At 75.4% G+C, this 12,586-nt stretch carries 11 protein-coding genes; 8 read left to right on the top strand and 3 right to left on the bottom strand.

Features of this window, described 5'->3' with window-relative positions:
- Nucleotides 1-138: 138 nt before the first annotated feature.
- Nucleotides 139-2,166, bottom strand: a complete 2,028-nt coding sequence (locus ABD343_RS21865; protein ID WP_344530761.1) for an SPFH domain-containing protein — start codon at nt 2,164-2,166, stop codon at nt 139-141.
- 55 nt (nt 2,167-2,221) lie between these two features.
- On the bottom strand, nt 2,222-2,806 hold the full coding sequence (locus ABD343_RS21860) for a hypothetical protein (RefSeq protein WP_344530759.1): 585 nt from the start codon (nt 2,804-2,806) through the stop codon (nt 2,222-2,224).
- Nucleotides 2,807-3,095: 289 nt separating this feature from the next.
- On the opposite strand from ABD343_RS21860, the gene ABD343_RS21855 reads away from it, so the two are divergent.
- The 8 genes from ABD343_RS21855 to ABD343_RS21820 all read left to right on the top strand — a co-directional run bounded on the left by ABD343_RS21855 (nt 3,096) and on the right by ABD343_RS21820 (nt 11,956).
- Nucleotides 3,096-4,565 (top strand): PepSY-associated TM helix domain-containing protein, encoded by a 1,470-nt coding sequence (locus tag ABD343_RS21855; RefSeq protein WP_344530757.1) that lies wholly within the window; start codon nt 3,096-3,098, stop codon nt 4,563-4,565.
- Nucleotides 4,562-5,254 (top strand): DUF5134 domain-containing protein, encoded by a 693-nt coding sequence (locus ABD343_RS21850; RefSeq protein ID WP_344530755.1) that lies wholly within the window; start codon nt 4,562-4,564, stop codon nt 5,252-5,254. Before ABD343_RS21855 ends, ABD343_RS21850 begins: the two co-directional genes overlap by 4 nt.
- Before the next feature lie 62 nt (nt 5,255-5,316).
- Complete coding sequence (locus tag ABD343_RS21845; protein WP_344530753.1) at nt 5,317-5,472, top strand: hypothetical protein; 156 nt, start codon at nt 5,317-5,319, stop codon at nt 5,470-5,472.
- Complete coding sequence (locus tag ABD343_RS21840) at nt 5,472-7,727, top strand: heavy metal translocating P-type ATPase (RefSeq protein WP_344530751.1); 2,256 nt, start codon at nt 5,472-5,474, stop codon at nt 7,725-7,727. The genes ABD343_RS21845 and ABD343_RS21840 overlap by 1 nt, the downstream gene beginning before the upstream one ends.
- Nucleotides 7,724-8,221: a copper chaperone PCu(A)C gene (locus tag ABD343_RS21835; protein ID WP_344530749.1), complete on the top strand. Its 498-nt coding sequence runs from the start codon at nt 7,724-7,726 to the stop codon at nt 8,219-8,221. The genes ABD343_RS21840 and ABD343_RS21835 overlap by 4 nt, the downstream gene beginning before the upstream one ends.
- 108 nt (nt 8,222-8,329) lie before the next feature.
- The gene (locus ABD343_RS21830; RefSeq protein WP_344530940.1) at nt 8,330-9,133 is read left to right on the top strand and encodes a hypothetical protein; all 804 of its coding nucleotides are present in this window, start codon (nt 8,330-8,332) and stop codon (nt 9,131-9,133) included.
- Between the two features lie 101 nt (nt 9,134-9,234).
- A complete protein-coding gene (locus tag ABD343_RS21825; RefSeq protein ID WP_344530747.1) occupies nt 9,235-9,864 on the top strand; it encodes a sigma-70 family RNA polymerase sigma factor in 630 nt (209 codons plus the stop codon).
- A 133-nt stretch (nt 9,865-9,997) separates the two neighbouring features.
- Entirely contained in the window at nt 9,998-11,956 is a 1,959-nt protein-coding gene (locus ABD343_RS21820) for a tetratricopeptide repeat protein (RefSeq protein WP_344530745.1), read from the top strand.
- Nucleotides 11,957-12,106: 150 nt separating this feature from the next.
- On the opposite strand, the gene ABD343_RS21815 is transcribed toward ABD343_RS21820, so the two are convergent.
- Nucleotides 12,107-12,379 (bottom strand): hypothetical protein, encoded by a 273-nt coding sequence (locus ABD343_RS21815; protein ID WP_344530744.1) that lies wholly within the window; start codon nt 12,377-12,379, stop codon nt 12,107-12,109.
- Between the last annotated feature and the right edge of the window lie 207 nt (nt 12,380-12,586).

Here is a 12,586-nt window from a genome sequence, read left to right as displayed (position 1 = left end):
TCCTCGGAGCGCCCCGTCAGGGGCGCGGGGAACTGCGCGAGCAACCGACCCCAACCCGCGGACTGCGGCGGAGAGGAGGGGCAGCCCCTGCCCGGTCCCGAGACGCGAGGCACCCACGATCCGCAGGACACGGCCTGGTCAGCTCCGCGCGGCGGAGGCCTTGCCGTCTCCGTTCAGCTCGGCGAGCGGCATGTCGGCGAGGCCGAGCTGCCGGGCCTTGTCGAGCAGTTCACCGAACTGCTGGGAGCGGTCGCCACCGCCGCTCATCAACTTCATCAGCAGTGCCGACACCGTCAGGTTCCGCACGTCGGACGTGGAGACCGAGCCGACCAGCCGCGTGAGGTCCTCGGTGAAGCTCGCCGTGCCGTCCAGCCACGGCCCGGCCAGGGCCTGCGCGGTCTCGGAGTGCTGGACGAAGCCGTCGACGCCCTTGCCGAGCGCGATGGACGACATCAGCCGGTCGAAGAAGACCGACTCGCCGCCGACGACGCTGATGTCGGCGTTCTCCAGGCCCGTCGCCAGCACGGTCGCCTGCGCCTCGGCCACCTGCCGCTGCACGTCGATCCCCGCGAGCCGGATGTCCTTCTCCGTCTCCAGGCGCAGCCGGTACTCCTCGTGCGCGCGGGAGCTCTCGTCCAGCGCCGCCATCGCCGCGGCCTTCTCGGTCAGGCCCGCCGCCTCGGCCTTGAGGGTGGCCTCGGTGCCCTCGGCCTCCGCACGCATCCGGGCCTCCGTGGCGCGGGCCTCGGCCTCGCCCGCCCTCTCGATCGCGTCGGCCTCCTTCTCCCGGACCAGGACCGCGGCGAGGCCCTCGGCGGCCTTCTCGGCCTTGACGCCCTCCGCGAGCCGGGCCTTGGCCTGCGCGTCCAGGTCCGCGGACTTCAGCCGGGCCTCGGAGAGCGTGATCTCCTCGGCGGCCTTGTGCGTGGCGGCCTGCTCGGCGGCCTCGGCGGCCTTGATGTCCTTGACGAGCCGCTCCTGCGCCTCGGCCTCCGCGGCGATGATCACGGCCTGCCGCTCGCGCTCGGCCTCCTCGACGGCGCGCAGCTTCTTGATGGACTCCTCCTGCTCGGCGACCGTACGGTCCACCGCGACGCGCTCCCTGATGACCTCGGCGATGTCCCGGCGCTCCGCCTCGACCTCCTTCTCGGCGGCGATCCGGGTCAGCTCCGTCTCCCGGTCGCGGGCGATGACCTCCAGGACGCGGTCCTTCTCGATGCGCTCGCTCTCGATGGCGATGACGCGTTCGCGGTTCTTGCGCGCGACCTCGACCTCGCGCGCCTGGTTCTCGCGCTGCACCCCGAGCTGCTCCTCGGTCCGCAGGAACGCGCCCTGGGCGCGCAGCCGCTCCTCCTCCGCGACCCGCGCCGTCTCGGCCTCCTCGCGGGCGCGTACGGTGTCGACCTCGCGCTTCTGCTTGATCTCGGCGTCCGCCTGACGGCGCTCCAGCTCCAGGATGGCCTCGCGCGCGTCGACGTTCTGCCGGGTGATCTCCTTCTCCTCGTCGCGCTGGAACTCGTTGGTGCGCACGTGCTCGACGGCCGTCAGCTCGGTGATCTTCCGGATGCCCTGCGCGTCCAGCACGTTGGACGGGTCGAGCTGGGCGAGCGGCGTCTGCTCCAGGTAGTCGATCGCGGCGTCTTCGAGGCTGTAGCCGTTCAGATCGGTGCCGATCACACGGATGATGCTGTCGCGCAGCTCGTCCCGCTTGGTGTAGAGGTCGGCGAAGTCCATGTGCTTGCCGACGGTCTTGAGCGCCTCGGAGAACTTCGCGTTGAACAGCGCCTGGAGCGTGTCCTGGTCGCTGGCCCGCTCGGTGCCGATCGCCTGCGCGACCTTGATGACGTCCTCGACGGTCTTGTTGACGCGCACGAAGAACGAGATGCGGATGTCCGCGCGGATGTTGTCCCGGCAGATCAGCCCGTCCTTGCCCATGCGGGCGATGTCGATCGTCTTCACCGAGATGTCCATCACCTCGGCCTTGTGCAGCACGGGCAGCACCACCTGCCCGGTGAAGGTCACATCGACCTTCCGCATCTTGGAGACGATCAGCGCCCGCCCCTGCGCCACCTTGCGGAAGAGCCGGGTCATGACGAACAGCGCGGCCAGGACGATGAGCAGGACAACGGCGACGAGCACGCCGATGCCCACGGTGATGGCATCCATGTGAAGTCCTCGGTGGAAGCGGACAGCGGAAGAAGAGCGGTGGGGGAGGGGAGAGTCAGGCGCCGGGCAGCGCGTCGTCGAAGCGGGCGACCCAGAAGAACTCGCCGTCGGCCTCGTACGCGTACAGCAGCCCGGTGTCGCCGAGCGCCAGGGCCTCGTCGCCGTACTGCCGGACCTGGACGAGCGCCGTGGAGCCGTCCCGCGATCTGACCTCGGCCTGGCCGAAGCCCGCGTCCACGCGCCCGGTGCGGATGACGCACGTCAGGCCCACGAAGTCGGCGCGGGACGGCGGGGGTTCGTCGGGGAAGAGCGCGGCGAGCGGCCGGAGGAGCGCCCGGGCGGCGCGCCACCCGAGCAGCGGGGCCGTCACGAGCACCGCGCTCCCGGCGAGCCTGCCCGGCGTCCCCGACAGGCCGAGCGGCGCGAGCAGCGCCATGGCGGCCAGGCTCAGGAACCAGGCGAACGCGGCCAGGAACGAGAACCCGACGGTGAGCGGGACCCCGCCCCACACCCAGCCGCCCGGCCCCTCGCCCTCGGCGGCGCCCACGGCGACGAGCAGCCAGAAGACGACGACCACGGCGAGCGCGGCGGAGAAGCAGACCGTGGGGAACGCCAGTGCCGCCTCGGCGAACGTCCGCATTCCCCCACCCCCCGATCGCTGTCCCTGTCCTCTTGCCGGGACCCCGACTCCGACGCACCGCTGCCGGTGTCCGGCATTGCCGGGTCCCGCCGCGCTTGCCGTACAGGCATTCTGGCGAGGTGACGGGGCCGCCGCACTGCCGTGTTCCGGCAATCTTCACGAGGCCTTGCATGCCGGGCGGCGTTAAGAACGAGTAAAGGCGGCACGGCCCGGAACCAGCCCCGTACGCCCTCCGACTGACTCTCCCGGACCCGCTCCACGACCGCGGGCGGCACGGAAGGACAGCAGCATGACCAGCACCCTCGCCGGCGTACAGCGGGAGGAGCCCCCGGCTCCGCCCCCGGGGAAGGACGGCGCCGGCGGGACCGGGAGCACCGGGAGCAACGGCGGGACCTGGCGCGGGCTGCGGCGGATCCTGCTGCGCGCGCACTTCTTCGCGGGCGTCGTCATCGGCCCGTTCCTGCTCGTCGCCGCCGTCACCGGGCTGCTCTACACGGTGATGCCGCAGGTCGAACAGGCCGTGTACCGGCACGAGTTGAAGGTCGATCCCGGATCCGGCCGGGAGCGGGCCCCGCTCGCGGAGCAGATAGCCGCCGCCGAGAAGTCCGTGCCCGACGGCACCCTCACCGAGGTACGGACCGGCGCGGGCCCCGACGACAGCACGCGGGTCGTCTTCGAGGAGCCGGGGCTGCGCGAGGGATACACCCGCACCGCGTTCGTGAACCCCTACGACCGCGAGGTGCTGGGCACCCTGGAGACGTTCGGCCAGTGGCTGCCCGTCCGCGCCTGGTTCGACGACCTGCACCGCAACCTCCACCTCGGCGACCTCGGCCGCAACTACAGCGAGATCGCCGCGAGCTGGCTGTGGGTCGAGGTCGCGGGCGGGCTCGCGCTGTGGATCGGCGCCCGCCGCTCCCGCGCGCGGCTGCGCCGCACGCTGCTGCCCGAACCGGGCGCCCCGGCGGGGCGGCGGCGCGTGCGCTCCTGGCACGGCGCCGTCGGGCTGTGGGCCGCCGCGGGACTGCTGGGCCTGTCGGCGACGGGGCTGACCTGGTCGGCGTACGCGGGCACCACCGTCGACAGCCTCCGCTCCCGCTTCGACAGCGCCACGCCCGCCGTCTCCACCGAACTGCCGGGCACGGAGCGCCGGTCCGCCGGCGGCGGCGGGTCCGAGCGTGCCGGGTCCGAGCGTGCCGGGTCCGATGCCGCCGGGTTCGACGGCGCCGTACGGGCCGCGCGCGGCGCCGGGCTCGGCGGCGTGCTGGAGGTCACGCCCCCGTCCGGCAAGGGCACGGCGTACACGGTGAAGGAGGACACCCGCTCCTGGCCCGTACGGCAGGACTCCGTCGCCGTCGACCCGGACACCGGGAAGGTCACCGCGACGCTCCGCTTCGACGACTACCCGGTCCTCGCGAAGCTCTCCCGCTGGGGCATCGACGCGCACATGGGCCTGCTGTTCGGACTGCCCAACCAGATCGCGCTGGCGCTCCTCGCCCTCGCGCTGATCGCGATGATCCTCTGGGGCTACCGCATGTGGTGGCTGCGCCGCCCCGGCCGCGCCCCCGCCCCCGGCGGCTGGCGCCACGTGCCCGGCAAGGTGCTCGCCCCGGCCGCGGTGGCGGTCGCGCTGCTCGCCTACTGGCTGCCGTGGTTCGGCATCCCGCTGGTCCTCTTTCTCGCCTCGGACCTCGCCCTGGGCGCGGTGCGGCGGCGCCGCGCGGGTGACGGCGGCCGCGACCGTACGGAGGTGGCCGCGTGATCGCCGCGACCGGGCTCCGCTGGATCCTCACCCTCGCGTTCGCCGCGCTCGCCGTCCACGGGACGTGGCGCGCGGTACGGGCGCCACGGTGGCCGTACCGCGTCTCGCACCTGCTGCACGCGGTGATGGCCGTGGCCATGGCCGTCATGGCGTGGCCCCGCGGCATGGAACTGACCGCCGGGCCGCAGACCGCCTTCTTCGCCGCCGCCGCGCTCTGGTACCCGCTCGCCGCGCTCGCGTGGCCCGGAGACGCGGGGCGCGCACGGGAGTTGCGCGGCGCGCTCCCGCACGCCGCCGCGATGGCGGCCATGGCGTGGATGCTCGACGCGATGGCCCGGGCCATGGACGGCATGAGCCCCGCCTCCCACACCGGCGGGGGAGGCGGCGGGCACGCGGGCGGCCACCACCACGGCGGCGGCGCGGACAGCCTGGCGACGATGTCCCTCACCGCGCCGGGCGCACGCGCCGCCGCCGGACTCCTCGCCGTGCTCTTCCTCGCCTGGGCGCTGTGGTGGCTGGCGCGCGGCTTCGACGAGGCACGCGCCGCACCCGTCGGTACGCCGTACGGGCGTACGCCCGCCCCCCGTACGGCCCCTTCCCGTACGTCCGTCCCCCACCGGGCGTACGACCTGCTCTGTCATGGCGCGATGGCGCTGGGCATGGCGGTGATGTTCGTGCTGATGGTCTGACGCCCGTATCCATCCCTTTTCTGTATCGGAGCACCACCCGTATGTCGTCCGTCCGTTCACTTGTGGGATTCGTTCTGCTGCTCGGCGCGCTGTTCGGTGTCGCCTACGCGGCCGGGGCGCTCGCCGGGCCCGTCGCGCCCGGGCTCCAGCCGTCGTCCACGCCGGGGGAGCCCGAGGGCGGGCCCGGCGGCGGGCACGGGCACGGGGGCGGTCACTGATGGGCGCGCCCGTGCGTGCGGAGCCCGCCCGTACCGTGCTCGATGTCGGCGGGATGACGTGCGCCGCGTGTGTACGCCGCGTCGAGCGGAAGCTGGGCGCGCTGGAGGGCGTCACCGCGTCGGTGAACCTCGCGACCGGCCGCGCCGACGTCCGGCACCCGGCCGCGCTCGGCCCCGCCGCGCTCGTCGCCGCCGTCGAACGCGCGGGCTACACCGCCCGGCTGCCCGAACCGGAGCCCGCCCCCGGGCCCCCGGAGGAGAGCCGGGAGGAAGCCCGGCGGCGGCTGCTGGCCGTCGCGCTGCTCGCGGTGCCGGTCCTGGTGCTGTCGATGGTGCCCGCGCTCCAGTTCCGGAACTGGCAGTGGCTGTGCTTCGCGCTCTCCGCGCCCGTCGTCACCTGGGGCTGCCTGCCCCTGCACCGGCGGGCCCTGCGCGGGCTGCGGCACGCCGCCGCGACCATGGACACGCTGGTGTCGCTCGGCGTCGTCGCGGCGTTCTCCTGGTCCTCCTACGCGCTGTTCCTCGGGGGAGCGGGCGTACCGGGGACGACGATGCCGTTCACGCTGTGGCCCTCGGGCGGGGGCGGCGGCGCCGCGCACCTCTATCTCGAAGCGGCCGTGGGCGTACCGCTGTTCGTGCTGGTCGGGCGGCACCTGGAGGGCCGGGCGCGGGACGGGACGGGGGCCGCGCTGCGCTCGCTGGCCTCGCTCTCCGTCAAGGAGGTCACGGTGGTGCGGGACGGCGCCGAGCGCACCGTTCCCCTCGAACGGCTCAGCACCGGCGAGGAGTTCACCGTCCGCCCCGGCGAACGCGTCGCCGCCGACGGCGTCGTGGCGCGCGGTGCCTCGGCCCTCGACGTCTCCCTGGTCACCGGCGAGAGCGAGCCGGTGGAGGTCGGGCCCGGCAGCGAGGCCGTCGGCGGCGCGGTCAACGCGGGCGGCCTGCTGACCGTACGGGCCACGGCCGTCGGCGCGGACACGAAACTGGCCCGCATCGCGCGGCTGGTCGGCGAGGCCCAGGCGGGCAAGGCCCGTGCGCAGCGCCTCGCGGACCGGGTCGCCGGGCACTTCGTGCCCGCCGTCCTCGCGGTCGCCGTCACCGTGCTCGGCTTCTGGCTCGGCGCGGGCGCCGACGCGGAGGTCGCGGTCACGGCGTCGGTGGCCGTCCTCGTCGTCGCCTGCCCCTGCGCCCTCGGCCTCGCCACCCCCACGGCGCTGCTCGCCGCCACGGGCCGCGGCGCGGGCCTGGGCATCCTGGTCTCGGGCCCGCGCGCCCTGGAGTCCCTCCGCCACGTGGACACCGTGCTCCTCGACAAGACCGGCACCCTCACGACGGGCACGATGACGGTCGCGGACGTGACGCCCGCGCCCGGCGGGATCGGCGCCGAGGCCGCGCTGCGGCTGGCGGGCGCCGTCGAACAGGGCTCCGAGCACCCCCTGGGGCGGGCCCTCGCGGCCCGCGCGCGCAAGGCGCTGCCGGAACGGCCGCAGCCCGAGGTCACCGGGTTCCGGGCCACGCCCGGCGCCGGGGTGAGCGGAACGGTCGAGGGGCACCGGGTGGAGGTCGGTTCCGTCGGCCCCGAGCTGGCCGCGTCCCTCGACGGGACGCTCGCGGAGGCGCTCGCCGAGGCCGAACGCGCCGCCCGTACGGTCGTGGCCGTGCGGGTCGACGGCGCCGTCGAGGCCCTCGTGTCCGTGGGCGACGTGCCGCGCCCCGGCAGCTTCCGCGCCGTCCACCGGCTGCGCCGCCTCGGCATCACGCCGGTGCTGGCCACCGGCGACCGGGCGGCCACCGCGCACGCCGTCGCCGCCGAACTCGGCATCACCGAGGTCCACGCCGCCCTCTCCCCGGAGGGCAAGGCCGACCTCGTGAGCGCGCTGCGCGCCGGGGGCCGCCGGGTCGCGATGATCGGCGACGGCGTGAACGACGCCGCCGCGCTCGCCCGCGCCGACCTCGGCATCGCGATGGGCAGCGGCACGGACGCGGCGATCGGCGCCGCCGACGTCACGCTGGTGCGGGCCGGGACCGACGCCGTCGCCGACGCCGTGCTCCTGGCCCGGCGCACCCTCGCCACCATCCGCGCCAACCTCGTCTGGGCGTTCGGCTACAACGCCGTCACCCTGCCGCTCGCCGCCGTCGGCTGGCTCGACCCGATGGTGGCCGCGCTGGCGATGTCCCTCAGCTCGCTCCTCGTCGTCGGCAACAGCCTGCGGCTGCGCACGTGGGAGCCCGCGCCCAGGAGGAGGCCGCGATGACCGTACGGAGGAAGGGCGTCCCGGACGCCGTGACGGCCCTCGGCGTCCCCGTCGCCGCGTGCGCCGTGACGGTGCTCGGGCTGACCGCCTGGACCGCGGCGGGCCGTGCGGGCTCCCCGGCGGAGCTGCGCGTGAGCGAGGCCCGCGTGTTCCTGACGTACGCGGGCCGGGAGGACACCTCCGCCACGTTCCGGATCAGGAACACGGGCCGTTCCGGCGACCGTCTGGTGGCGGTCCGCTCGCCCCGGGCACGCCACGTCATGCTCAGCCGCCACACGCACACCGCGTCGGGCGCGGGCCGGATGGAGACGGCCGGCTCCCTCGCGCTGCCCGCGCGCACGACGGTGGCGATGTCCGCGACGTCGACGAACGTGATGCTCACGGCCCCGGACGCGGGCTCCTGGCGGGCGGGCGACACCGTGCCGTTCGAGCTGCGGTTCGCGCACAGCCCGCCGGTCCGCGTGACGGCGAAGGTCGTACGGCCCGGCTCCTGAGCGGGCGCCCGGAAGTTCCGGAAGCCTCGGGAGTCCCGGGAACCGGGGGCCCTCTCCGTACGACCATCTGGCAAGTGTCGGGGAGGGGCCTGGAACGATGGGGGCGTGATGACGACGGACCGGGGCGTGCGCGCCGGGCGTGCCGCGGTGTTCGCGGCCGTCTGTGTGCTGCTCGCGGCCGTCGGCCACGTCGTGATGTCCGGGACCGCGCTGCCCTGGTGGGTCCTGTGCGGCGCCTTCGCCGTGACGGGCGCCGCCACCTGGCCGCTGACCGGCAGGGAGCGGGGCGTCGGCGCGGTGACCGTCGCCGCGACGCTCGTCCAGACGGCGCTGCACACCGCGTTCTCCTGGTCCCAGGCGCTCACGGCGGGCCCCGGGCCGGGGACGGCCGGGCACGGCTCCCCCTCGTTCGCCCAGCAGTGGGCCTCCTATCTGCTGTGCGGCGAGGCGGGGACGACGCTCTCGGAGAGCCGTTCGGTCCGGCTGGTGACGCGCGCCGGGCTGGGCGGGCAACTGGACGGCCCGCCACCGGGCGGGCTCGGCGGGCACGGTGCGCACGCCGGTCACGCGACGGCCGACATGACCGGCGCGGCCGACATGGCGGGCGGCGCCGCGCACCACGGCATGTCGTCCTCCGGCATGCTCGCCGCGCACCTGCTGGCGGCGCTGCTGGCCGGGCTGTGGCTGGCCCATGGCGAGCGGGCCGTCTTCCGCCTGGGCCGGGCGTGCGGCAGCGTGCTGCTCGCGCCGCTGCGCTGGAGCGCCGGCCGGCCCGTCGTCCACGCCCCGGCGCCCGCCGACCCGCCGCCGCGGCGCACGCGGCGCGACCACGAGGTCCCGGGCCCGCGCCCCCTCCTCCTCGTCCATGTCATCACCTCACGGGGCCCGCCCTGCGGGACCGCTGTCGTCTGACAGCGGCGCACCCGGTCCCGCCGCCCGGCGGCGGACCGGCGATGTCACCGGCCGCCCCTCCGGGCGCCGAGGTTCCCGTAGTACGTGAAGGACACGAGGCGATGAGTCCTGCCCTGACCACTTCCGACCCACCCCCGACGCGGCCGCGGCGGCACAGCGCCGAGGCCGAACTGGCCGCGACCGAGCTGGCCCTGGCGGCCCGCGACGGCGATCCCGAGGCGGTGGAGCGCTTCGTACGGGCGTTCCACCGGGACGTCTGGCGCTTCGTCGCGCACCTCAGCGCCGATCCCCAGGCCGCCGACGATCTCGCGCAGGACACGTTCCTGCGGGCCTTCCGCAGCCTGCCGCGTTTCGAGGGCCGCTCCTCGGCGCGCACCTGGCTGCTGTCCATCGCCCGCCGCACGGTGATCGACAGCATTCGCCGCCAGGCGTCCAGACCCGCGCTCTCCGGGCGCGAGGACTGGGAGGCCCTCGCCGAGCAGGCACAGCCGCGTGGCGTGCCGAACTTCGACGAGGGCATCGCGCTGGCCGAACTCCTCGCCTCGCTCCCCGAGGAGCGCCGCGACGCGTTCGTCCTGACGCAGATGCTCGGCCTGCCCTACGACGAGGCCGCGCTCGGCATGGGCTGCCCCATCGGCACCATCCGCTCCCGGGTCTCCCGCGCCCGCGAGAGCCTGGCCGCGCTCCTGGCCGAGGCGGAATGCCCGCGCGACACCGCGGCGGCGGCCTGACCGGACACCCCCGGGGCCGGACACATCCCGGCCCCGGGGGGGCGGACCCTCGTGATCGTCCGGAGGGCCCCTCTGGGACGATCTGGCGATGCGGAATCTGTCACGGGGTGAAGTACGTCGTCAGGAGAACGAGTTGGCGGCGGCTGTCGAGGAGGGACGGGAGGGGGCCTCGCGGGCCTACGCCGAGTTCCTCACGAAGGACGGGCGGATGGACGAGGCTCTCGTCCGGTGGGCCGACGCGGCGGCCCAGGGCGACGACGACGCCGCCCGTACGCTCGCGATCTGCCACAAGGACCGCGGCGAGTTCGACGAGGCCGAGCGGTGGTACCGGACCGCCGCCGGGCGGGACGGCGGCTGCGCGTTCGGGCTGGCGACGCTGCTGAAGGAGGCGGGCGACCTCGACGGAGCCGAGGAGTGGTACGCGCGGGGAGCCGAGCTGGGCAGCGTCGAGTGCCTGACCAACGGCGCGGTGCTGCGCGCCGCGCGCCACGGCGAGTGGGACGAGGCGAGGGCGCGGCTCGACGAGGCGTACGAGCGGGGCGACCGCGTCGCGGCCCGGAGCCGCCACCTCGTCGGGACCATCCGCGAGGACCTGGAGCGCTGGAGCGACGCCCTCGCCGAGGCGGAGGCGGCCGGGGACCCGGAGGCCGCCCGCGAGGCGCTGTCCGACCTCGACGACCCCGAGTACGCCGGGATGTACGACGCCTACCCCGCCACCGTCGGCGAGGCCGAGGCGCTGTACGCGCGGGCCGCCGCGGTCGGCAGCCGCGAGGCCCTGGTGGACCGGGCGATCCTCGTCGCGCGCGACCCCGCGCGCTGGGACGAGGCCCGGGAGCTGGCCGTCCGCGCGCACGGACTCGGGTACGGCGGCGCGGCGTACGTGCTCGGTGTCTGGCACGAGGAGCGCGGCGAGCTGCGCGAGGCGGAGGAGTGGTACCGCACGGCGGCCGAGCCGGAGGACGGGCACGTCTGGGCCCGCTTCAACCTCGGCGTGCTGTGCCTGCGGCAGCGGCGGATGGACGAGGCCGAGCGCTGGTTCCGCGCGACCGGGGTGAGCGAGGACGACCACGACCCGTTCGACGAGGACGAGGAGCGGATCGTCCGGCAGTTGCGCAGGGTCGCCGAGCTGCGCGGGGACCCGGAGAAGATGCCCGACCCGGAGCTGGAGGCCCGGCTGCCCGAACTGCGCGCCGCCGCAGAGGAGGGCGGGCCCGAGGAGCGGTTCGCGTACGCCGACGCGCTCGAACGGCTCTACCGGCTGCCCGAGGCCGCCGACTGGTACCGCGCCTCGGGGACCCCGCGGGCCCTGCGCGACCTCGGCGTCATGCTGGAGGGCCTCGGCGGCGCCAAGAGCGCGCACGTGCTGCCGTACCTGGAGCGGGCGGCGGAGGCCGGGAGCGCCGAGGCGGCGTACGACGTGGCCTCGATCCACGACGAGCGGAAGGACGCGCGGGCCGCCCAGATCTGGTTCCGCCGCGCCGCCGAACTCGGGCACGCGCGCGGGGGCTGGCACCTGGGCTGGCTCTCCGAACAGCGCGGCGGCGACCCGCAGTTCGCCGAGCGCTGGTACGTGCACGCCGCCGAGCGGGGCCTGGCCCGCCCCGCCTACCTGGCCGGGGCCAGCATGGCCCGCCACGGGCGGTACGAGGAGGCCGAGCGCTGGCTCACCACGGCCTGGGAGCAGGACGTCCCGGATGCCGCGTACCACCTCGGCAGGGTCATGAGCGCGCTCGGCCGCACGACGGAGGCCGAGGAGTGGCTGCGCCGCGCGGTCGAGCGGCGCGGCGACTTCGGCCGCGACGCGGGTTCGCTCAGCCGCACCGACCCGCGCCCCGAACTCGCCGAACTCCTCGTCGGGCAGGAGCGCGACGAGGAGGCGCTGCCGGTCGTCGAGGACATCCTCCGGGAGTTCCCCGGCCACCTGTCCGGCAACCGCTGCGCGGGTCTGCTCGCCCGCCGCCGGGGCGACCTGGAGGCCGCCGAGCGGCACTTCGCGAAGATCGAGGACCGCGACAAGGACGGCTCCACGGGCATGACCCTGAAGGAGATCCGCGAGCTGCTCCGCGAGGTCAACTCCGGCCACTCCGGCTAGGGGGGTGTCTGACAAATGCCCGCGGCGTCGCGGTGTCCGGCACGCACGCTCGCGGCGTTGCCGGAACGCCCTGGTAGCTCCGCTACGAGGGCGCTCCGGCGCCTTGCGATCGCACGCACCAGACACCGCTCCTTCTCCCGCGCTCATGTGTCAGACACCCCCTAGCCGCCGGGCCCGTGCGGCGAGCAGCCGTCGGCAGGCCCCGGTGGCCTCGTGCGGCTTCGCCACCGAGCAGGTCCCGTCGGTGGCGTGGGCCTGTTCGGGGCCGCCGGGTCCGTGGAGCAGGGCGCGGTGGCCGCGCGCGGGGTGTGGCATGAACGTCACCTTCCCGCACGAGTGCGCGGCCCCTCGGCCGCCGGGACCGCCGGCGCGGTCGCCCGGCTCGCGCGCGGCGGCCACGCCGGGCAGCTCCTCCTCAGCCACGACCTGTTCCTCAAGCAGATGTGGACCCGGCACGGCGGCAACGGCTTCACGTTCGTGTCCACGGTCTTCGCCGAACTCCTCGCGGCCCGGGGCCTGGACCGGACGCTGATCGACCGGCTGACGCACGGCAACCCCGCGCGCATGCTCACGGGTCCCCGACGGGCTGACCCTCCGGCAGACCGGGAGGGCCCGTCCGCCGACCGTGTG

The sequence above is a fragment of the Streptomyces albiaxialis genome, from assembly GCF_039530985.1.
GTDB classification, from domain to species: Bacteria; Actinomycetota; Actinomycetes; order Streptomycetales; family Streptomycetaceae; genus Streptomyces; species Streptomyces albiaxialis.
The sequence above is the reverse complement of the archived record's forward strand: the minus strand, read 5'-3'. Positions and strand labels throughout refer to the sequence as shown.

Bases quoted from the DNA above. Each gene is read 5' to 3' on its own strand.
- ABD343_RS21865 (WP_344530761.1), bottom strand. From the start codon at position 2,166: ATGGATGCCATCACCGTGGGCATCGGCGTGCTCGTCGCCGTTGTCCTG.
- ABD343_RS21860 (WP_344530759.1), bottom strand. From the start codon at position 2,806: ATGCGGACGTTCGCCGAGGCGGCACTGGCGTTCCCCACGGTCTGCTTC.
- ABD343_RS21855 (WP_344530757.1), top strand. From the start codon at position 3,096: ATGACCAGCACCCTCGCCGGCGTACAGCGGGAGGAGCCCCCGGCTCCG.
- ABD343_RS21840 (WP_344530751.1), top strand. From the start codon at position 5,472: ATGGGCGCGCCCGTGCGTGCGGAGCCCGCCCGTACCGTGCTCGATGTC.
- ABD343_RS21835 (WP_344530749.1), top strand. From the start codon at position 7,724: ATGACCGTACGGAGGAAGGGCGTCCCGGACGCCGTGACGGCCCTCGGC.
- ABD343_RS21830 (WP_344530940.1), top strand. From the start codon at position 8,330: ATGACGACGGACCGGGGCGTGCGCGCCGGGCGTGCCGCGGTGTTCGCG.
- ABD343_RS21825 (WP_344530747.1), top strand. From the start codon at position 9,235: ATGAGTCCTGCCCTGACCACTTCCGACCCACCCCCGACGCGGCCGCGG.